Origin of the sequence: Streptomyces sp. NBC_01235 (assembly GCF_035989285.1) — a bacterium.
GTDB lineage: Bacteria > Actinomycetota > Actinomycetes > Streptomycetales > Streptomycetaceae > Streptomyces.
This window is the reverse complement of record NZ_CP108513.1, coordinates 2,188,359-2,207,930: the sequence shown is the minus strand read 5'-3', so window position 1 is coordinate 2,207,930 and position 19,572 is coordinate 2,188,359. Positions and strand designations below refer to the sequence as shown.

Sequence of the window (19,572 nt, the reverse complement as noted above, 5' to 3'; positions counted from 1 at the left end):
CGGACGGCTCACGGACCAGGAACCCCACAACACGGAAGAAGCCGAGGAAGTCGGCAAGAACACCAAGAGCACAAGGAAGTGCGGAAATGAGTACGGACACCATCGCCCCGGCGATACCAGACCTGTCGGACCCAGCGACCTTCGCCTCCGGGGTACCCCATCAGACCTTCGATGCGGTCAGGCAGATGCCCGGGCTGTACTGGCAGCCGGCGAAGGCAGGCACGCTCAACGGCGGTTTCTGGTGCATCACCCGGCACGCCGACATCGTCGAGATCGAACGGAACCCTGAGGTCTTCAGTTCCCAGTGGGGTCCCTTCTTCCCGACGCTTCCCGCGCCGCATCCCGAGTTCAGCCACAACATCATGTACAACGACCCGCCGGTCCACAGCCGGCTGCGGCGGGCCGCCGCCCGTTCGTTCGGACCGCGGGTCATCGCGAACTTCGACACCTGGGTCCGCGAGATCGTCGTGGAGGTACTGGAGGACATCACCGCCCGCGGCGAGGTCAACTGGGTGGGCGACGTAGCGGCCATCGTCCCGTCCCGCGTCATCGCACGGGTGATCGGCGTGCCGCACCAGGACCGCCAGCGCATCGTGGACTGGACCCTGACGATCTTCGACGCCGCGGAGCAGCCCAACGGCGGCGAGTCGATACTGGCGCTGCTTCCGGACGTCCACGCGTACCTGGAACAACTGCGAACGGACAAGCTGCGAGACCCCCAGGACGACTTCGCCACCGTGCTCGCCCAGTGCGCCGAGCGCGGTGAGATCACTGATCCGGAGTACCTGCACTACCTCACCCTGCTCCTCATCGCCGGATTCGAGACGACTCACACGGTCATAGCCCAGTCGATACGGCTGATCCTGGAGGACCCGCAGATCGCCGATGCCACCGACCGGGCCATCGCCGCCGGCAACCTGGACGGGCTGGTCGACGAGTTCCTGCGGTACGTCACCCCGGCCATGAACATGGCTCGCACGGTGACCCGTGACATCGACTTCCACGGCACGCAGATGCGCAAGGGCGACCTGGTGCAGATGTTCTTCACCGCCGCCAACCGTGACCCGGCCGTCTTCGCCGACCCGCACCGCTTCGAGCCGCTGCGGACCGCGAACGAGCACATGGCGTTCGGCAACGGTCCGCACCACTGCATCGGCAAGAACCTTGCCAAGCTCGAACTCAAGATCCTCTTTGAGGAGATGCACCGTCGCGGTGTCTCCATCGCCCTGAACGGTGAGCCCAGGCGGGGTTGGAGCACCTTCATCAACAAGCTGCTGTCGCTGCCCATCGTCGTCACCGCGGCGGACCGGCGGGAGGCCCGCTCATGACCACTCTGACGGATGCCGTCGTCGTTGTGACCGGCGGTGCCACCGGCATCGGACTGGCCCTCGCCCGCGAAGCCGCGGCCCGCGGCGCCCGGGTGATGATCGCCGATGTGGAGGACGCGAGCGCGGCGGTGGAGAGTCTGCAGGCCAACGGCGGCGCAGCGGACTGGCTGCGGACCGACACCTCGGACTACTCGCAGGTCAAAAGGTTGACTGAGGCCACCGTCGAGCGGTTCGGTGCTGTCAACGTGGTGTGCAACAACGCCGGCATCGGTGTGGCCGGTGCACTCCAGGACGTGGACCCGGGCGAGGCGAAACGTCTCTTCGACGTCAATGTGCTGGGCATGTTCCACGTCGTCCACGCCTTCGCACCGCTGCTGAAGGACGCTGCCGCGCGAGGCGGACCGGCGTACATCCTGAATACCGGTTCCGAGCACTCTCTTGGCGTTCCACCCCACGTGATGCCCATGAGTACGTACACCGCGTCGAAGTACGCCGCGCTCGGCCTCACCGACACGGCACGCCGCGACCTGAAGGACTTCGGCGTCGGCGTCTCCCTCCTCGCCCCCGGCTGGGTCCGCACCGAAAGGGTCAGCGCGCTCGTCGCCGCCGATCCGCATGCGGCCGCCGCCATCGAACCGTTCGCCCAGGAGTCCGCCGAGGTGGCCGGCATGGCCTTCGACGGCCTGCTGAAGGGCACGGCGGTCATCGCCACCAACCCGCACAGCCGTGCCTTCGCCATGGAGCACGCGCGTGATCTCATGGCCGACATCCAGGCTCTTCCCCTCCTGGACGGTCCGGACGGCCACGCTCACGACGGCACGGGCGACGCGTCCCAGTGCCCCTTCTCCCAGGGCTGAGCAGAACCCTTCGCCGTCCGCGACACCCCACGCGTGGCAGTCGGCTCCAGGGTCACCCGCCCCCTCGGATTCTCCGTTTCACTCCTCACCTTTCCGCGATCGGCGGCCGCGTAGCGGAAACCGCGCCATGACGGCCCATCGCGGCACTCCGTCATTCCCGGAATGACCAGAACTCAGGACTGAACCATGCCTGAACGAAGGCAAGTTGCGATCGTCGGCGTCGGCCAGACCGACTTCGGCGCCCTCTACGCCAACAAGGACGCGCACCGCGACGCCTACGCCCTCGGCGCGCAGGCCCTACGCCTCGCGCTCGACGACGCCGGCCTGCGCAAGGACGAGGTCGACGGCCTCCTCACCGCCCGCATCCACTACGAGCACGGCGCACATGTCCTTGGCATCCCCAGTCCTCGTGTCATCAACGCCCTCGAGGGATCGGGCCGCATGAGCGGCGTCGCCGTCCAGCACGCCGTCTCCCTGATCGAGACCGGCCAGGCCGACATCGTGGCCTGCGTATACGGCAACAACGGCCGCTCGGTGAAGATGACCTACGGCGGCGCCTACACCGACAGCCCCACCACCCGCTACGACGCGATGTACGGCATGACGTCCCCGGGCGCGTACGTCGGCATGATGTACCGCCGCTACGCGCACGACTACGGCGTGCCCGACGGCGCCCTCGCCCCGATCGCGATCAACAACCGCCGCAACGCCGCCCTCAACCCGGTGGCCGTGATGCGCGAGGAGATCACCGAGGAGCAGTACCTCGCCTCCCGCTACATCGCCGACCCGCTGCGCCTGTACGACTACTGCATCATCAACGACGGCGGCGTCGCGCTGATCCTCACCACCGTGGAGAAGGCCCGCGACCTGGCCAAGCGGCCGGTACGGGTGGCGGCCACTGCTGCTCGGGCCAGCGTCAGCAACTACTACACGAGCACGGACTTCTTCTACTCCGCCTCCCAGGACGTGGCCCGGCGGGTGTACGCGGCCTCGGGCTACGGCCCGCAGGACATGGACTGCCTGCAGATCTACGACAACTTCACCCCCACCGTCCTGTTCAGCCTGGAGGGCTTCGACCACGCGCCGCGCGGCGAGGCCTGGAAGTGGGCGACCGCCGACCGCATCGCCCGGGGCGGCGAAATGCCCGTCAACACCGCAGGCGGGCACACCGGCGAGAGCTACATGCAGGGCTGGGGCCACCACGTCGAGGCGGTGCGCCAGATCCGCGGCGAGGCCGGCCCGCGCCAGGTGGCGGACTGCAACGTCGCCCAGTACATCTGCGCTTCGCCCATCACCACGTCGCACGTCCTGGTCGGGGAGTGAGCAAGCCCATGGACAACAAGAAACTCATCGAGATGCTCCCGCCGGTCACGGACGCCAACCGCGACTTCTGGGAGGGAGCCCTCGCCGGTGAACTCCGCCTCCAGTACGGCGACTCCGGCATCCCCCGCTACCCCGAGGCGCCGGTCGACCCGGTGACCCTCGCCGCGGACTTCGAATGGCGTGCGGCCAGCGGCAGGGCCACCTTGTGGTCCTGGATCGTCATGCACCAGAAGTACTTTCCCGCCTTCGCCGACGAGGTCCCCTACCTGGTGGCCTTCGTGCAGCTGGAGGAGGGGCCGTACGTGATGACCACCCTCGTGGACCCGCCGGAGAACCTGCAGTGCGGCATGCCGCTGGAGGTCGTCTTCGATCAGATAGGCGAGGACCGGGCCATCCCGAAGTTCAAGGTGGTGTCGGCATGAGCGCGACGACCGCCTCCGCCTCCCCTGCGGAAACCGAACAGGTCGTCCTCGTCGAGCACTTGGCGGGCGGCGTCTCCCGCATCACCTTCAACCGCCCTCACAAGCGCAACGCCATGAACCGCGCGGCACGTGTCGGGATCGTGCGCGCTCTGGACGAGTGCCGCGGCCGCTCCAAGGTCATCGTGATGACCGGCAACGGTTCCGCCTTCTGCGCCGGTGTCGACCTCAAAGAGGGCGACGTCAGCACCGGGGACGCGGAACTCGACCGGCGCAGCGAGTGGGCGGCCGTGCAGGAGGAGATCCGCAATCACCCCGCCGTCGTCATCGCCGCCGTCAACGGCACCGCCCTCGGCGGCGGTTCCACCCTGATCAACGTCGCCGACTTGGCCATCGCGGCCCACGAGGCGCAGATCGGCATGCCGGAGATCGGCTTCGGCCTCTATCCGACCCTCGCCGGGCCCGCCGCCCAACTGCGGCTCAAGCCCAAGCACGCGGCCTGGCTGGTGCTCACCGCCGAACGCATCGATGGCACCACCGCGGCCGAGTGGGGGCTGGTCAACCTGGCCGTTCCTCTGGAGGAACTCGACGCTGCGGTCACCGCCCTCGCCGAACGCGTCGCTTCCTTCGACGCGACCGCGTTGGAATGGTCGAAGAAGGCCCTGTGGAAGATCCCCGGCGAGATCTCCCAGTGGACCGAGGCCATCGCCTACGGGCATGAGATCGCCGATGAACTCCGCGGCCGCAGCACCGCTCTGGCCGAGGGCCTCGACCGGTTCCGGTCGGGCGAGCGCAACCCGGGGCAGGGCTGATGTCCGGGCAGCGCACCTTCCGGGCGGTCGAGGTCACCGAGTCGGTCGCGGGAGCGGCATGCGGACGCCTGTTCGCCGCCCTCGGCCACGACGTCCTGCTGTGCGAACCGCCCACCGGCACGCCGCTGCGGGCAAGGGAGTTCACCTTCGCGGCCCTGGGCGCCGGCAAGCGCAGCACCGTCCTGCGCCCCGAGCAACTGGCCGCCCACGAGACGAGCCTGCTCGCCACGGCAGACGTCCTGATCACCGATCTCACGCCGGCCGCGGCCGCCGCCGAAGGCCTGGATTTCGACCAGCTCCGGCAACGGTTCCCCCAACTGGTCACCGTCTCGCTCACCGCATTCGGGCTGACCGGAGCGTACGCCGAGAGCGTCGGCGACAGCCTCCTGGCGGAGGCGTACGGCGGACTGGCCACCATGATCGGTGAGCCGGACCGGCGCCCGCTCAGCCTCGGCGGCGAACAGAGCGCCCACGCAGCCGCCTTCGTCGGCCTGTACGGCGCCATGCTCGCCCTGCGCCACCGCGACCGCACGGGACGCGGAGACGTCGTCGAGGTCGCCCTGAGCGACGTCGCCGCCTATATGGACTGGAAGAGCGACGTCCTGCACGACCACGGCGGCGGTGTCCCCAAACGCGCCGGATCCTCGCAGGGCGGCTGGCGCGTGGTGCGCGCCAAGGACGGCTGGGTCGGAGTCATCTTCTCCGCACACCAATGGCCCGCCCTCGTCGAACTCTTCGGCGACCCCCGCCTGAACGCGCCCGGCCTCGACGACCCCGAGCAGCGTGCCCAGCGCTCGCAGGAGTGGTGGGCCGTGATCGCGGAGGCGGCGGCAAGCCGTGAGGCCGTGGAGCTGTACACCGAGGCGCAGCGCCTCGGACTGCCCTTCGGCCATGCTGCCGACGCCGAGAGCCTGATGGCCGACCAACAGCTCCGCACCCGGGGCTTCGTCCTTCCGCCCGGTATGCGCCGCAGGGACACACCTGTGGTCGACCCTCCGTGGACCGTGCCTGGAGCGCCGTCATCAACGGTCGCGGCACCCCGGTTGGGCGACGACGGTGGCAGTTTCACGGCCGGGCCACGACCGGCGGCGGTCCGCACGCCGCGCGCGAGCGTGGCCGCGCAGCACAGGGACGCGGCGCCCCTGGACGGTCTGGTCGTCCTCGACTTCGGCACCATCACAGCCGGGGCGGCCACGAGCCGACTGCTCGCCGACTACGGCGCGACTGTGGTCAAGATCGAGTCGCAGGGCCGCCCGGATCCTTTCCGGGCGTGGGTGATGCCGGGCAGCGCCGACAAGGCGGCCGGGACACAGGCACCGGCCTCCCCGATGTTCGCCTCCAACAACGCCGGCAAGCGCGGTCTGAGCCTCGATCTGAAGACCGAACACGGCCGGGCCGTCGCCCACCGACTCATCCGCAGGGCGGATGTCCTGGTCGAGAACTTCCGGGTAGGCGTCACCGCCCGCATGGGCATCGACTACGCCACCGCCCACCGGCTCAACCCCGACCTGGTCTACCTGTCCCTGTCGAGTCAGGGCGTCTTCGGACCGGAGGCCTCGTACGGCTCCTTCGGTTCGACCCTGGACCTGCTCTCCGGCCTCGCGGCCGTCACCGGTTACCCGGGGGAGCGGCCCATGTGGTCGGGCGGCGACGTCAACTACCCGGACCAGGTGGTGTCCTTCGTCGGTGCCGCGCTGGTCGCGGACGCCGTCACCAGCGGCCGACGCGGCATCCACCTGGACGTCTCGCAGCGGGAGGCCGTCGCCTGGACCCTGGCCGATCAGCTCGGCGAGTACGTCTGGACGGGGCGCATGCCCGCACCGGACGGCAACCGCCGCCCCGGCGCCGCCCCGCACGACACCTACCCCACCGCGGAGCCCGACGGCTGGCTGGCGATCGCCTGCACCAGCGCCGGACACCGGCGGGCGCTGGCCGAAGTGATCACCGCACTGCCCGGCCACGAGCCGGAGGACTGGTGGCTGAACCACCAGGACACCGTCGACGCGACCATCTCGGAGTGGACGGCCCGGCACCCCCGTGACAAGGCCGTGGCGAAACTCCGCCGCGCCGGTGTCCCAGCCGTGCCCGTTAACACGGCCGCCGACCGTGCCAGGGACCCTCGCTACCGCGAGCGCCGCGCGGCGCTGCGCGTCCCGGAGTGGCTGAAGGGATTCCCCATGATCCTGCACGGCCACATGCCGCCCGACCCTGCTCCCGCACCCACCCTGGGCGACAACGCCGCGCACCTGGACGACGGCTCCCTCGACGCGCTCCTCGGCAGCGTTGACCGACCGTCGTTCACCCACTGACCCCTCTCCCGCACCCCGTACCCGCGCAACCTGATCAGGAGACCGCCATGCCCCGTGTCGTATTCGTCCGTCCGGACGGCACCAAGCAGGAGGCCGACGCCGCCGACGGAGCCTCTGTCATGCAGGCCGCCACTGCCAATCTGGTACCCGGAATCGTCGCCGAATGCGGTGGCGAGCTGTCCTGCGCCACCTGTCACGTCTTCGTGGACGAGCAGTGGCTCGGGGCGCTGCCCGCGCGGTCGGAGGACGAGGAGGAGATGCTGGAGGCGACCTCCGAGGAACCCACCGACGCCAGCCGGCTGTGCTGCCAGATCACGCTGGACGCCTCGCTGGACGGCATCGTCGTGCACATCCCGAAGACCCAGAAGTAGGACGGGGCGGGAGCACACCATGAACATCGAACCCAGTGCGACCGACCGTATCGTCGTGGTCGGCGGCGGTCAGGCCGGCGCGGACTTCGTCGCCTCCCTGCGCATGGCCGGCCACCAGGGGCCTGTGACCCTCGTCGGCGAGGAACCCGGCTACCCCTACGCCCGCCCGCCGCTGTCCAAGGCGTACCTGTCCGGCAAGGCCACAGCCGAGGACCTGCACATCCGGCCGCCCGCCATGTACGAGCAGCAGGGCATCGACCTGCGCACCGGCACCCGGGTGACCGCGATCGACCGGACCGCCCGCCACGTGATCCTCGCGGATGGTGAGCGGCTGCCGTACGCGCACCTGGTGCTCGCCACCGGCGGGCGCGCGCGCAGACTGCCCGCCCCTGGACTCGACGACGCGCCCAACGTCCACTACCTCAGAACCCTCGCCGACGTGACCGCCATGCGGCACCGCTTCGTGCCGGGCGCCCGCCTCGTCGTCGTCGGCGGCGGTTACGTCGGGCTCGAAGTGGCCGCCGTCGCCCGACAGCTCGGTCTGGAGGTGACGGTCCTGGAAGCGCTGCCCCGCGTCCTGGCCCGGGTGACCGCGCCGCAGGTCTCCGCGTTCTACCAGCGGGTGCACGCGGAGGAGGGCGTGGACATCCGCGTCGACACCGCGGTGACCGGCTTCGCCTTCGCCCCTGACGGCTCGGTGGCCGCCGTGGAACTCAAGAGCGGCGAGCGGATCGACGCTGACATCGTCCTCGTCGGCATCGGACTGGTCCCCAACACCGAACTCGCCGAGCAGGCCGGGCTCGCCGTCGACAACGGAATCGTCGTGGACGAGCACTGCCGTACCGAGGACCCCGCCGTCCTTGCCATAGGCGACTGCACCAGCCACCCCTGCGGCGAGCACGGCGGACGCCGCAGACTGGAGTCGGTGCCCAACGCCTCCGAACAGGCCAGGGTCGCCGCCGCCACCGTGACCGGAAACCCTCAGCCGTACACCGCCATCCCGTGGTTCTGGTCCGACCAGTACGACGTCAAGCTCCAGACCACAGGGCTGTCCACCGGATACGACGACGTCGTCATCCGCGGCACTGCCGAGGCCGGGCGGTCGTTCGCGGCCTTCTACCTCAAGGACGGCCAGGTCCGCGCCGCGGACGTGGTCTGCAGCCCCCGGGACTTCACCGCCGCCAGAAAGCTGGTCGCGGCCCGCGCCCAGGTCGCCCCGGAAGCGCTCCAGGACCTGTCGGTCCCCCTCAAGCAACTGCTCTGAGCCACGCAGAGAACCACTCAGATGGGAAAACGAGAAATGACGGACCACACGGCGGCCACGGCGGCCCCCTCGCGCTCGGAGCGCTTCCCGGCCGGGATGGACCGCGACTACCTGATGCTCATCGACGGCGAGTGGGTACCCGCCTCCGGCGGCGAGACCTTCTCCTGCCTCGACCCGTACGAGAACCGTTCCTGGGGTCGCGTCCCCGCCGCCACCGCGGAGGACGTCGACCGGGCCGTACGTGCGGCCAGGCGGGCCTTCGACGAGGACGGCTGGTCACGCACCCCCGCCGCGCTGCGCGCAGGCCTGCTGCGCAAGCTCGCCGACCTCATCGAGGAGCACGCCGAGGAACTGGCCTTCATCCAGATCCACGAGAACGGCAAACTCATCAGCGAGATGCTGCCCGGAGCACGGGCGCTGGCGGCCCACGCCCGCTACGTGGCGGGGCTCGCGGAGAACCACCACGGCTCCACCCTTTCCGCCCACCCCGGCTTCACCGCATACACCGTGCCTGAGCCAGTCGGCGTCGTCGCGGCGATCACCCCGTGGAACTCGCCGCTGACCCTGCTGTCGTGGAAGCTGTTTCCCGCGCTCGCGGCCGGGTGCACGCTCGTCATCAAGCCGTCCGAGGTGACTCCCACCTCCACCCTGCGCCTCGCCGAACTGTGTGAGGAGGCCGGCTTCCCCAAGGGCGTCGTCAACGTCGTCACCGGCTTCGGGCAGCCGACCGGCGCCGCGCTGACAGGACACCCCGGCGTGGACAAGATCGCGTTCACCGGATCGACCGCGGCGGGCAAGGCCATGCTCAACGCCGCCGCACCCCGCATCGGGCGGGTCACCCTGGAACTCGGCGGAAAGTCACCCAACATCGTCTTCGCCGACGCCGATCTCGACAACGCCGTGCACGGAGTCATGGGCGGCATCTTCGCGGCGACCGGTCAGACCTGCATGGCAGGCTCCCGGGTCCTGGTCGAGGACAGCGTGTACGACGAGTTCGTCGACGCCCTGTCGGCGGCCGCGGACAAGCTGGTCCTGGGCGACCCGCTCGACCCGGCGACCGACGTGGGCCCGCTCGCCTGCCGCAACCAGTTCGACAAGGTCCTCGACTACATCGACATCGGGCAGTCCGAAGGGGCGCGCCTGGCCGCGGGCGGTGTCCGGGACGCCTCCACCACGGAGCTGGCCCGCGGCCTCTTCGTCCGGCCCACCGTCTTCTCCGGCGTCGACAACTCCTCACGGCTCGCCCAGGAGGAGATCTTCGGGCCCGTGGCCGGCGTCGTGCGGTTCAGCGGCGAGGACGACGCGGCCCGGCTCGCCAACGACATCGATTTCGGTCTCGCCGCTGCCGTGTGGACGGGGGACATCGGCCGCGCCCACCGCATGGTCAAGCGGCTGCGCGCCGGCACGGTCTGGGTCAACGCCTACCGCGTCGTCCACTACGCCGTGCCGTTCGGCGGGTTCAAGCAGAGCGGCATCGGCCGCGAACTGGGCCCCGACGCGCTCGACGACTACACCGAGACCAAGTCCGTCTGGATCGACGAGGGCAACCCGCAGATGTTCGGCCGCCACTGACATGCGCCACCACGAAGAGGGAGTTTCGGACATCGTGCTCGAACACAAGAACTTCTACATCGACGGCGCCTGGTGTCAGGCCTCCGGCGACGAGACGACCGAGGTGGTCAACCCGGCCACCGAGCAGGTCATCGCCACCGTGCCGGCCGCCTCCGCGAAGGACGTCGACGCGGCCGTCGCCGCCGCCCGCGCGGCGCTGCCCGGCTGGTCCCGCACCACCCCCGCCGAACGCAAGGCCTTCCTGGACCGGCTCCACCAGGGCCTGGTGGAGCGCGCCGACGAGATCGCCGCGACCATCACCGCGGAGATGGGCGCGCCGCGACAGCTGTCCCAGACGGTCCAGGCGGGGCTGCCGATCGCGGTCGCCGAGTCGTATGCCCGGCTGCTGGAGACGTACGAGTTCGAGGAGCGCATCGCCACCTCGCTCGTCGTCAAGGAGCCGGTCGGCGTCGTCGCCGCCATCACCCCCTGGAACTACCCGCTGCACCAGGTCGTCGCCAAGGTGGCGGCCGCCCTGGCCGCAGGCTGCACCGTCGTGCTCAAGCCGTCCGAGGTGACCCCGCTCAACGCCTACCTCCTCGCCGAGATCGTCGACTCCATCGAACTCCCCGCCGGCGTCTTCAACCTCGTGCCCGGCATCGGCTCCGTCGCCGGTGAGGCACTGGTCGCCCATCCAGGCGTCGACATGGTCTCCTTCACCGGATCGACCCGAGCCGGAAAACGCATCGGCGAACTCGCCGCGGCCACCGTCAAGAAGGTCGCACTCGAACTCGGCGGCAAGTCCGCCAACATCATCCTCCCCGACGCCGACCTGGACTCCGCGGTCCGCGACGGGGTGGCCAACGTCCTGAGCAACTCGGGCCAGACCTGCACGGCGTGGACCCGGATGCTCGTGCACCGCGATGCCTACGAGCGCGCGGTGGAACTGGCCAGGGAGGCGGCCGAGAGCACGGTCGTGGGCGATCCCGCCGACGAGCGGACCCAGGTCGGCCCCGTCGCCTCGGCGGCCCAGCGCGACCGGGTGCGCGCGTACATCGTCGACGCCGTCGGCCAGGGTGCCCGGCTGGTGACCGGCGGTGTCGAGCCCCCGGCCGGCCTGCTCACCGGCTACTACGTGCGCCCCACGGTCTTCGCCGATGTCACCGAGGACATGACCATCGCCCAGGAGGAGATCTTCGGCCCGGTCATCGTCCTCATGGCATACGGGGACGAGGAGGACGCCCTGCGGATCGCGAACAACTCCCTGTACGGACTGTCCGGCGCGGTGTTCTCGGCCAGCGAGGAACGTGCCGTCGCCTTCGCCCGTGGCCTGGACACCGGCATGGTCCACATCAACGGCGCACGCTTGAACCTGCTCGCCCCATTCGGCGGCTACAAGCAGTCCGGCAACGGCCGTGAACTGGGCGTCCACGGCCTGGAGGAGTTCCTCCAGCCGAAGGCACTGCAGCTCCCGGCACCGACGGGCACCGAAAGGACGGCGCCATGAACGACTGCGATCACCCCGCCGCGCGGGGTTTCCTCTCCGAGATCTGGGACTCGCTGGGAGGGCAGAAGGAAGCGCTGGACCGAGTGCGGTTCGAGGGACACGGTGCATTGCGGTCGCCGTTCGCGGTGACCGACCTGGCCGCGGCGTCGTTCGCCGCAGCAGGGCTGGCCCTCAGCGACCTCCTCGCCACGGTCGGCGGCAGGGGAGCGCGGGTAAGGGTGGACCGGATCCTTGCCAGCGGATGGTTCGATCTGCCGGTCGGCCCATCTCAGCCCCTCGACCCCTCGGCGCGGCAGCAGGTCTCCCACACCTGGATGTGCGAGTTCCAGACGGCCGACGACCGATGGCTTCGCATGCAGGCCACGTTTCCGACGCTGCGTTCCCGCATCGCGCACGCCCTCGGAACGAGGGAGGACCGGGACGAGTTCGAGACCGAGATCCGCAAGCATCCCGCGGAGGACATCGAGCGGCTCCTGGTGGACGCGGGCGCGGCTGTCGCGGTCAGCCGCTCGGTCGAGGAATGGCGACGACACGCTCAGGGCCGGGCCGTGGCCACGGAACCCGTCGTGCACATCGAGACCGGTGAAGCGGGCGGCGACGCCTGGAAGCCGACACCGGGACGTCCGCTGGCCGGCATTCGCGTGCTCGACCTGACCCGGGTCATCTCCGGACCGATGGCGACCCGCTTCCTGGCGGCCGCCGGTGCCGAGGTGCTGCGCCTCGACCGACCCGGCTCCGACGAGAGCAGCGTCTTCGGGCGGGGCAGCGACATCATGCTGGGCAAGCGGTGGGCGTTCCTCGATCTGCGGACCGAGGACGGCCGCGACCGGTTCCTCAAGCTGCTGTCCGAGGCGGACGTGCTCGTCCACGGCTACCGCCCCGGGGGCCTGGACAGCCTCGTCGCCCCGGAGGTCCGGGCCGCCGTACGACCCGGCCTGGTGGAAGTGGCGCTCAACGCCTACGGCTGGACAGGGCCATGGAAGGACCGCAGAGGCTTCGACACCCTGGTCCAGTTCAGCAGCGGCCTCGCCGACGCGACGACGGCCTGGGCCCTCGCCGACCCGGAGAACAGGACACCGATCAACGCGCTCGGCAGGCTCGTCGGCGCCGACCGGCCCCGGCACCTGCCCGTCGAGGCACTCGACTTCGCGACCGGATACCAGATCGCCGGCGCCGCGATCCGGGGGCTGACGCATCGAGTGACGACAGGTGAAGGCTCTGTCTCCCGTCTCTCGCTCGCCCGAACCGCCGCGATGCTGATCAGCGCGGGCCACGTCGCCGAGGAACCGGAGATCCGCCTGCCCCTCCACGGGCCGTACGAGGAGCGCATCTTCGTCAGCGGTGACGGCCGTCCGGTGAAGCGGCTCAGGTTCCCCGTCGCGATCGAGGAGACCCCGCTCTTCTGGGAGCGGCCGTTCGAGGCGGCAGGCTCATCTGCCCCGATGTGGTCCACCTCGGGCTGACCTCGACCGGACTCGCCCCGGCCGTAGAACAAGTTCCGCGCTCAGGGCGCTGCCGTCCCCAGCCGTCGTGGCGGTGAGTGCACGGCGCCCCGGTAGCCGATCCCGAACCGGTCAGCCGGCTCGTCCCTGCTTCATGCGTGGGAAGAGGCGCTCGACCGCGGCCACGACGGCTTCCCGGCGGGCGGAGGTGGAGTTGTCTGCGGCCTGTTCGGCGGCGGCCGCACCAATCTCGGGCTGAGCGGCCCATGTGGTGGCGATTTGGTTGACCAGGGCGAGGACGTGGACCGGGTCCCATGCGGGGTCGAGCTGTCCGGCCCGCTGCGCCTGCCGGAGCTGGTCGAGCTTGCGGGCGATGGCCGCCCTTGTGGGATCGCCTCCGGTGTCGGCTACAGCCGAGTCGGCCAGTTCGAGGCGTCCCCAGGTGATCAGGCGGTGGTGATCGGGGCGGGCCGTGAAGTGATCGAAGAGACAGCCCGCGTAGCCGGGCAGGTCGGCCGGATCCATCTTGGTGGCCTCCGCGAGCTCGGTCAGCTCCTTGGCTGCAACGTGGCCGTAGAGCGCTTCCTTGCCGCGGAAGTACGCGTAGACGCGTTCCTTGCTGGTCCTGGCCTGCTTGGCGATGCGGTCCACCCGGGCGCCGGCGATTCCGTGACGGGCGAACTCATCCGTGGCGGCGGTGACGATGCGTTCACGGGTTGAGTCGGCGCCGTCAGGGGCAGCGGGCTCGGCGGTCGGGTCGGTGGTGGCGGGGCGAGGCATACGACCAGGATAAGCGGCCGAACTGTTTGGTTTGGCATTGCAGGCGACTGGCGCCTACACTCAAACCAAACAGTCTGGTTTGACGATGGCCTGGCTGACAGCTACGTATGGAGAAACTCATGCATCACCGCAATCTGGGCTCCCAAGGCCTTCGCGTCTCCGCGCTCGGACTCGGCACCATGGGGATGACCCTCGCCTACGGCTCCTCGAACGAGGAGGAGAGCATCGCCACCATCCGCCGTGCGCACGAACTCGGGATCGACTTCTTCGACACCGCCGAGCTGTACGGCGTCGGCACCGGCAGCAACGAGATCCTGCTCGGCAAGGCTGTGAAGGACTTCCGTGACAAGGTGGTCCTGGCCACCAAGTTCGGTTACGACATGACCGCGCAGCAGATCGGTGCAGGGTTCAACAGCCGCCCGGAGAACATCCGCAAGGTCGCCGAGAGCAGCCTGCGCTACCTGCAGACCGACTACATCGACCTCTTCTATCAGCACGTCTCCGACCCCGAGGTGCCGGTCGAGGAGGTCGCGGGTGTCGTCGGCGAACTGATCGCCGAGGGCAAGGTGAAGTACTTCGGCCTGAGCAACGTCGGCCCGCAGTACATCCGCCGCGCCCATGCCGTCACCCCGGTCACGGCTCTGCAGTTCGAGTACTCGATCTTCGAACGCGAGGTGGAGGAGAAGACCCTGCCGGCCCTGCGCGAGCTGGGCATCGGCCTGGTGCCCTACTCCCCGCTGGGCCGCGGCTTCCTGACCGGCGTGGTCAAGCCCGCCGCCGAGTACCCGGCGGACGACATGCGCAGCTGGGACGAGCGCTGGCAGGGCGAGAACTACACGTACAACCTGCACGCCACCGAGCAGCTCAAGAAGCTTGCCGCAGCCAAGGGCATCACCGCTGCCCAGCTCGCACTGGCCTGGCTGCTCGCCCAGGGTGACGACGTGGTTCCGATTCCCGGCACCCGAAACGCCGAACGAGTGGAGGAGAACGCCGGAGCCGCCGACGTCGAACTCACCGACGCCGACCTCAAGCAGATCACACAGATCCTCCCCCAGGGATCGGCCGGAAGCCGATACCCGGCTGGCATGTTGTCCGCCATGTCAACGGACTGATGCTGAGGCACTCCCGCAGATCATTGGCCCCGCACCCGCGGGGCCAACGCCCTGAGCGTCCGGTCGGGGAACCCTTGGATGGACGCCCGGCCCGAGATCTGTTCGCCTCGGCTCGGCCTCGACAGGCGGCGCATGGCTCGCCCCACCCGGATACCTCAGGTGCTGCCCCGCTCGACTGTCACGGGAACAGCCGCTGACCTGGCCACCGGTCCATGGCGGTGGCTCCCCCGGAGGCAGGGCCGCGAGGAGCGTGCGTCGCTCCGGCGCGGAGGGTTTTTGGCCGACATCGACCCGGCCCGCTGTCATCCGCCGGCTGATCGACCGACCGGCGGCCCGCCCCACGACATCGAAGTGGAGCGCCGTCCTTGCGTGCGACCCGGATACTCCAATCCGACGTCTTGTTCAGCGCGGGGCGAGTGCGGCGAAGGCTTCGTCGAGCAGGTCGTCGAGGTCGCAGTGGCCGTCGGAGGCGGTCCAGTGGTTGACCGCGATGTTCAGACAATCCACCGCAGCGGCGGCGCGCACCAGAGGGCCCAGAGTGGGAGGCCGCGCCGGGTCGCCGCGCTCGGCAAGCGCCTGTGCGATGGCGGGGCGCCAGCCGTTCTGCTTCTCCAGACTGCGGGCACACAGTGCGGGCGTCTGCATGATCAGCTGGGACATTGCGAGTGCGCCGTCCGTGTCCTGGCGGTGGGACCTGATGACGGTGTCCAGTGCGCGCCGCAATGCTGTCCAGTCGTCTTCGTCGGTGGGTCGGGCCCGTACAGCATCGGCGATCTGCTCGCCCTGAGCGTCAACGGCGCCAAGGACAGCATCCTCCTTGCTGCCGAAGTAGCGCAGGAAAGTGCTGCGGGATACTCCGGCGGCCGTGGCCAGGTCGTTGACGGTGACGTTCTCGAAGCCTTCGCGGCGGAACAGGTCGAAGGCCACGTGGGCCAGCTCCGACCGGATGGCGGCCCGTGCGATGTCTCTCGTGGTCGTACGTACTGCTCCAGTCACCCCGCGATCCTACCTCCCCTTGAACTCGACTCACAGTGATGAGCTACAGTCCTCTGCATGACACTCAGTTTCACAGAGGGGTGAGTGTTTCAAAAAGGGCGCTCATTCAGTGCGGCGTGGGAGAGAATCATGAGGTGTCTGCAGCGCCGAGCGGATCGTTATTGCTGACGGCGTGACCGGTATCGGCGCGCGGCCGCCGACTTCGCCGTCGCCGTCCTCTTCTCCGACGGCGCCACCTGGATCAGTCCAGTCAGCAGTGGCCCCTGACAAAGGCCTGAGCCTGCGCAGTCGAAATATCGCATTGTGATTCCCGCATCTACCCACCGAAATGGAGACATGACCCATGGCCAAGACCCTCGGACTCATCGGCGCCGGCAACATCGGCAGCGCGCTGGCACGTCTCGCCGTCGCCGCCGGCCTCAATGTCGTACTGAGCAACTCCCGCGGCCCCGAGACCCTCTCCGACCTTGTCGCTGAACTCGGCGAGCGCGCACGCGCGGCCACACCCACCGAGGCCGCACAGGCCGGTGACCTGGTCGTGGCGACGGTCCCGCTGAACACCTACCAGCAGCTCCCCGCCGCCGACCTGGTCGGCAAGACCGTCATCGACACTATGAACTACTACCCTGAGCGCGACGACCGGATCCCCGAGCTCGATGCCGGCGAGCAGACCTCCAGCGCCCTGGTGCAGAGGCACCTGGCCAACTCCAACGTGGTCAAGGCCTTCAACAACATCGACTTCGTGCGACTGTTCACCTCCGCCCGGCCCGCCGGCGCCGACGACCGCAGTGCCCTGCCCATCGCCGGCGACGACGACCTCGCCAAGGCACAGGTGGCCGAGCTGCTGGATGCGCTGGGCTACGACGCTGTCGACATCGGAACCCTTGCCGACAGCTGGCGCAGCGAGCCGGGCACCCCCGTCTACGTCCAGCCGTATCTGCCCGCACAGCCCGAAGGGCTGACCGACGCGGAGAAGTGGCACTGGTTCTCCGAGGCCTCGGGCCTCCTGGTACCCGCAGACACAGTGAAGGAACTGACCGATACCGCAGTACGGCGCTCAGCCGGCGATGCCCGCGCGACTCTTGTTCAGGACTGAACCAGAAGACAGGGACCAGGCCTGGGGTGCAAGCGGGCCCATTGCTGCCGCAGGTCTGTGAACTGACCCTGGCGTATAACGTCTGGGTTTCGTTGGGCTGGGTTGCAAGATCCGTCGGGGCTGGTAGCCCGGACGTATGCGGTATCCGGACGCGGGCGGGCTGACCGCCGAGCAGCGAAAGCGCCGGAAAGGGGTACGCATGCGGGCCGCTGACCTCTTCACAGACGACGTGAAAGTCCAGAGCATCGCCCGGGAGTTACAGGTGAGTGAGGAGTCGGTCTATCAATGGCGCCGCGCCGGAAGACCGCGTTCACGCCTATACACGACTGGAGTCGTCGGCGAAGTGCTCCAGCGGATCGTCCTCGTAGCTCGTTGACGCGACCCCGAATCCTTGTGGCGTTCCGCGACGGTCCGCACGATCGCGACGATGTCGGCACGGTTGACGGGGGCGGGGGCGGGGTCGAAGTGCTGTGTCAGAGCGTCCCTGCCGGCCTGCAGACAGTCGCTCATGACGGCCGGCGCGCAGCCGGGGGTCCCGGGCCACGAAGGCGTACAGCTCATCAATGAGGAGAAGATCCCGCTCGCTGCTCCATGCCTCGCCGCAGATAATGTCGACACTGCTTCCTGGGCCTTCCAGGGGTGCGTGCAGCCTCGAGCGGGTCCCGGTACCGCCCTCGAGCGGTCCCGGTACCGCCGGGAGACGGCCAGCGCGAGGCGGGTGCCGTCGAGTATCGGCACCCGCACCGTCGACTGGACGCTCTCATACCGGGTCGGACGGTCATGGGCGAGCCAGTCGTGTTGTGCCGTCGGGGGCAGGCGAGTCGAGAGGCCCCTGCACAGTGGCCCGGGTCGGCTGCCCCTCGCGTGTGCGCCGCCACGGCGGACGTCAGTCCGGCGAGGGCCAGGCGGTCGCTATGACGGCCGTGACCGTTGCGCGCCTGCGGGGCGGAGTCGGTGAGCGTCAACCCCAACCCCCGTGAGGCGTACCCTACTTAGGGCAGGAGGGGAAGAGCTTCCGCGATTCGCTGGTGGGCGTTGCGGGTGCCTCGGGGTCGGTGAAGCGGCAGCCGAATGTCAAGGACGCGACCTTCTTCCGGTTGAGGACGTCGTCGCCGGCGGGGCGGGCCGCCTTGTCTCCACGAGCCTCGCGGCGCTCCACCCAGCTGGTGAGGTCCTTCCACGCCTTGCCGAGTTCGGCGTCGGAGAAGTCGCAGTGCATGGCGGACCGGATCTCGCGGTTGACGAGCAGGTCGGACTGACCGTTGACGGCCACCCTCCTGGTGTAGGTCTGCTCCAGGGACAGCGGCACGAGCATGTCGTCCATGGTGTGCATGCTCATCACGGGAACACCCGGCTTGCCCAGAACACGGGGCATGTTGTTGAGCTCCATGCTGTTGCGCTCGTCCCAGCTGTCCGGGGCCACGCGCTCGACGATCGGGTTGATGTCCACCGGCGTGGTCGGCTTGTAGCGCGTGGTGAGGTTCTGTTGCTGATAGCCGGCACTCGTGGCCGGCGCAGACTCCAGCATGGCATGCACGTAGATGCCCAGGGCCGCGTCCGCCCCTGGCCGTGGGCCGCCGGTCAGCTCGGTGAACATCTGCTGGTACTGCCGACCGGCCACGGTCGTGGGGTTCTCGCCCGGCTTCAGGCCGGTGAGGCCGAGCCGCTTCTCGATCAGCGGCAGCGCGTCCGTCTGGTAGTCGTCCCCGGCCGGATAGGCGTCGACGCCGGACAGGGCCTGGGCCGCGAGGTTCGCGTCGAGGAAGTAGTCGTAGACGCGGCGGTCGGCAACCTGCCCGCACAGCGACAGCGCACCGACGTAGTACCCCGGGTATTCCTCCAACGAACGGGCGACCACGTGACCGCCCATGGAACCGCCGGTGATGTAGGTGCGCTTGGGCCGGTGACCGAGCAGTTCGGTGGCGGCGTACTCGGCGAGATCCCGGGAGCTCGTGACCGCGGGACCCACGTCGTAGCCGGTGGTGGGAAAGCTCGAAGCGGCCCAGGCGTAGCCCTCCTCGATGAACTGCTTGCGCAGCCCGCTGACCGGCGCCTCCGCCTTGAGGACCTTCCCGTTGTCCTGCATGCCGTGGGCCCAGACGACCAGCTCTCCGTTCCACTTGGGCGGAACTTCCAGGTAGTAGGCCGCATGACGGTACATGCCCTGGACCACGCGGGTGGGTTGGCCATCGACCATGAGCGGGGCCAGCGGTGGGGTGCCGTCCGTGTAGCCGGGCAGCGGCTCGTTCCCGCCGGGATCGTCCGCACGGGCCGGGCCGGCGGACGACAAAAGCAGGGTGACTGCCGTGCATACCGCGAGCATGACAAACCTTCTCTTCCGTCGCACATTGGCCTCCATTGCCTGTTGTGGATCCCGGCTCGGCGCGCCGGGGTCAGGGGCGGCG

The 19,572-nt window shown here is 69.4% G+C and carries 16 protein-coding genes and 1 pseudogene; 14 read left to right on the top strand and 3 right to left on the bottom strand.

Annotation, left to right across the window (positions count from 1 at the left end; translation table 11 throughout):
* Positions 1–86: 86 nt before the first annotated feature.
* From OG289_RS09350 to OG289_RS09300, 11 genes are all read left to right on the top strand, one after another.
* Positions 87–1,328 carry a cytochrome P450 gene (locus OG289_RS09350; protein WP_327313554.1) on the top strand — a complete coding sequence of 414 codons (1,242 nt, stop codon included), beginning with the start codon at positions 87–89 and terminating at the stop codon, positions 1,326–1,328.
* Positions 1,325–2,185, top strand: coding sequence for an SDR family NAD(P)-dependent oxidoreductase (locus tag OG289_RS09345; RefSeq protein ID WP_327313553.1), 861 nt, complete (start codon positions 1,325–1,327; stop codon positions 2,183–2,185). The genes OG289_RS09350 and OG289_RS09345 overlap by 4 nt, the downstream gene beginning before the upstream one ends.
* A 186-nt stretch (positions 2,186–2,371) precedes the next feature.
* Positions 2,372–3,508, top strand: coding sequence for a thiolase family protein (locus OG289_RS09340; RefSeq protein ID WP_327313552.1), 1,137 nt, complete (start codon positions 2,372–2,374; stop codon positions 3,506–3,508).
* Between the two features lie 8 nt (positions 3,509–3,516).
* The gene (locus OG289_RS09335; protein ID WP_327313551.1) at positions 3,517–3,930 is read left to right on the top strand and encodes a Zn-ribbon domain-containing OB-fold protein; all 414 of its coding nucleotides are present in this window, start codon (positions 3,517–3,519) and stop codon (positions 3,928–3,930) included.
* Positions 3,927–4,739, top strand: coding sequence for an enoyl-CoA hydratase/isomerase family protein (locus tag OG289_RS09330; protein WP_327313550.1), 813 nt, complete (start codon positions 3,927–3,929; stop codon positions 4,737–4,739). Before OG289_RS09335 ends, OG289_RS09330 begins: the two co-directional genes overlap by 4 nt.
* Positions 4,739–7,048, top strand: a complete 2,310-nt coding sequence (locus tag OG289_RS09325) for a CaiB/BaiF CoA-transferase family protein (RefSeq protein WP_327313549.1) — start codon at positions 4,739–4,741, stop codon at positions 7,046–7,048. The genes OG289_RS09330 and OG289_RS09325 overlap by 1 nt, the downstream gene beginning before the upstream one ends.
* A 47-nt stretch (positions 7,049–7,095) precedes the next feature.
* Positions 7,096–7,419: a 2Fe-2S iron-sulfur cluster-binding protein gene (locus OG289_RS09320; protein WP_327313548.1), complete on the top strand. Its 324-nt coding sequence runs from the start codon at positions 7,096–7,098 to the stop codon at positions 7,417–7,419.
* A 19-nt stretch (positions 7,420–7,438) separates the two neighbouring features.
* Entirely contained in the window at positions 7,439–8,683 is a 1,245-nt protein-coding gene (locus OG289_RS09315) for an NAD(P)/FAD-dependent oxidoreductase (protein ID WP_327313547.1), read from the top strand.
* 36 nt (positions 8,684–8,719) lie between these two features.
* Positions 8,720–10,255 carry an aldehyde dehydrogenase gene (locus OG289_RS09310; RefSeq protein ID WP_327313546.1) on the top strand — a complete coding sequence of 512 codons (1,536 nt, stop codon included), beginning with the start codon at positions 8,720–8,722 and terminating at the stop codon, positions 10,253–10,255.
* 34 nt (positions 10,256–10,289) lie between these two features.
* On the top strand, positions 10,290–11,741 hold the full coding sequence (locus OG289_RS09305) for an aldehyde dehydrogenase family protein (protein WP_327313545.1): 1,452 nt from the start codon (positions 10,290–10,292) through the stop codon (positions 11,739–11,741).
* Positions 11,738–13,204 carry a CoA transferase gene (locus OG289_RS09300; RefSeq protein ID WP_327313544.1) on the top strand — a complete coding sequence of 489 codons (1,467 nt, stop codon included), beginning with the start codon at positions 11,738–11,740 and terminating at the stop codon, positions 13,202–13,204. Before OG289_RS09305 ends, OG289_RS09300 begins: the two co-directional genes overlap by 4 nt.
* Positions 13,205–13,315: 111 nt before the next feature.
* Here the strand turns inward: OG289_RS09300 and OG289_RS09295 are convergent, their stop codons facing one another.
* Positions 13,316–13,963 carry a TetR family transcriptional regulator gene (locus tag OG289_RS09295; RefSeq protein ID WP_327313543.1) on the bottom strand — a complete coding sequence of 216 codons (648 nt, stop codon included), beginning with the start codon at positions 13,961–13,963 and terminating at the stop codon, positions 13,316–13,318.
* A gap of 119 nt (positions 13,964–14,082) precedes the next feature.
* Between OG289_RS09295 and OG289_RS09290 the strand changes: the two genes are divergently transcribed.
* Positions 14,083–15,075, top strand: coding sequence for an aldo/keto reductase (locus tag OG289_RS09290; RefSeq protein WP_327313542.1), 993 nt, complete (start codon positions 14,083–14,085; stop codon positions 15,073–15,075).
* A gap of 402 nt (positions 15,076–15,477) precedes the next feature.
* Here OG289_RS09290 and OG289_RS09285 read toward each other — a convergent pair whose 3' ends face one another.
* The gene (locus OG289_RS09285; protein WP_327313541.1) at positions 15,478–16,071 is read right to left on the bottom strand and encodes a TetR/AcrR family transcriptional regulator; all 594 of its coding nucleotides are present in this window, start codon (positions 16,069–16,071) and stop codon (positions 15,478–15,480) included.
* Between the two features lie 343 nt (positions 16,072–16,414).
* On the opposite strand from OG289_RS09285, the gene OG289_RS09280 reads away from it, so the two are divergent.
* Positions 16,415–17,167, top strand: coding sequence for an NADPH-dependent F420 reductase (locus OG289_RS09280; RefSeq protein WP_327313540.1), 753 nt, complete (start codon positions 16,415–16,417; stop codon positions 17,165–17,167).
* A gap of 136 nt (positions 17,168–17,303) precedes the next feature.
* Positions 17,304–17,465: pseudogene (locus tag OG289_RS09275) on the top strand (helix-turn-helix domain-containing protein); the annotation flags it as partial.
* 690 nt (positions 17,466–18,155) lie between these two features.
* On the opposite strand, the gene OG289_RS09270 reads toward OG289_RS09275, so the two are convergent.
* Complete coding sequence (locus OG289_RS09270) at positions 18,156–19,490, bottom strand: hypothetical protein (protein WP_327313538.1); 1,335 nt, start codon at positions 19,488–19,490, stop codon at positions 18,156–18,158.
* Positions 19,491–19,572 lie beyond the last annotated feature (82 nt).

Coding starts and splice junctions, on each gene's coding strand:
- OG289_RS09300 (WP_327313544.1), top strand. CDS start 11,738: ATGAACGACTGCGATCACCCCGCCGCGCGGGGTTTCCTCTCCGAGATC.
- OG289_RS09345 (WP_327313553.1), top strand. CDS start 1,325: ATGACCACTCTGACGGATGCCGTCGTCGTTGTGACCGGCGGTGCCACC.
- OG289_RS09325 (WP_327313549.1), top strand. CDS start 4,739: ATGTCCGGGCAGCGCACCTTCCGGGCGGTCGAGGTCACCGAGTCGGTC.
- OG289_RS09335 (WP_327313551.1), top strand. CDS start 3,517: ATGGACAACAAGAAACTCATCGAGATGCTCCCGCCGGTCACGGACGCC.
- OG289_RS09270 (WP_327313538.1), bottom strand. CDS start 19,490: ATGCTCGCGGTATGCACGGCAGTCACCCTGCTTTTGTCGTCCGCCGGC.
- OG289_RS09290 (WP_327313542.1), top strand. CDS start 14,083: ATGCATCACCGCAATCTGGGCTCCCAAGGCCTTCGCGTCTCCGCGCTC.
- OG289_RS09320 (WP_327313548.1), top strand. CDS start 7,096: ATGCCCCGTGTCGTATTCGTCCGTCCGGACGGCACCAAGCAGGAGGCC.
- OG289_RS09310 (WP_327313546.1), top strand. CDS start 8,720: ATGACGGACCACACGGCGGCCACGGCGGCCCCCTCGCGCTCGGAGCGC.
- OG289_RS09340 (WP_327313552.1), top strand. CDS start 2,372: ATGCCTGAACGAAGGCAAGTTGCGATCGTCGGCGTCGGCCAGACCGAC.
- OG289_RS09330 (WP_327313550.1), top strand. CDS start 3,927: ATGAGCGCGACGACCGCCTCCGCCTCCCCTGCGGAAACCGAACAGGTC.
- OG289_RS09350 (WP_327313554.1), top strand. CDS start 87: ATGAGTACGGACACCATCGCCCCGGCGATACCAGACCTGTCGGACCCA.
- OG289_RS09295 (WP_327313543.1), bottom strand. CDS start 13,963: ATGCCTCGCCCCGCCACCACCGACCCGACCGCCGAGCCCGCTGCCCCT.
- OG289_RS09280 (WP_327313540.1), top strand. CDS start 16,415: ATGGCCAAGACCCTCGGACTCATCGGCGCCGGCAACATCGGCAGCGCG.
- OG289_RS09315 (WP_327313547.1), top strand. CDS start 7,439: ATGAACATCGAACCCAGTGCGACCGACCGTATCGTCGTGGTCGGCGGC.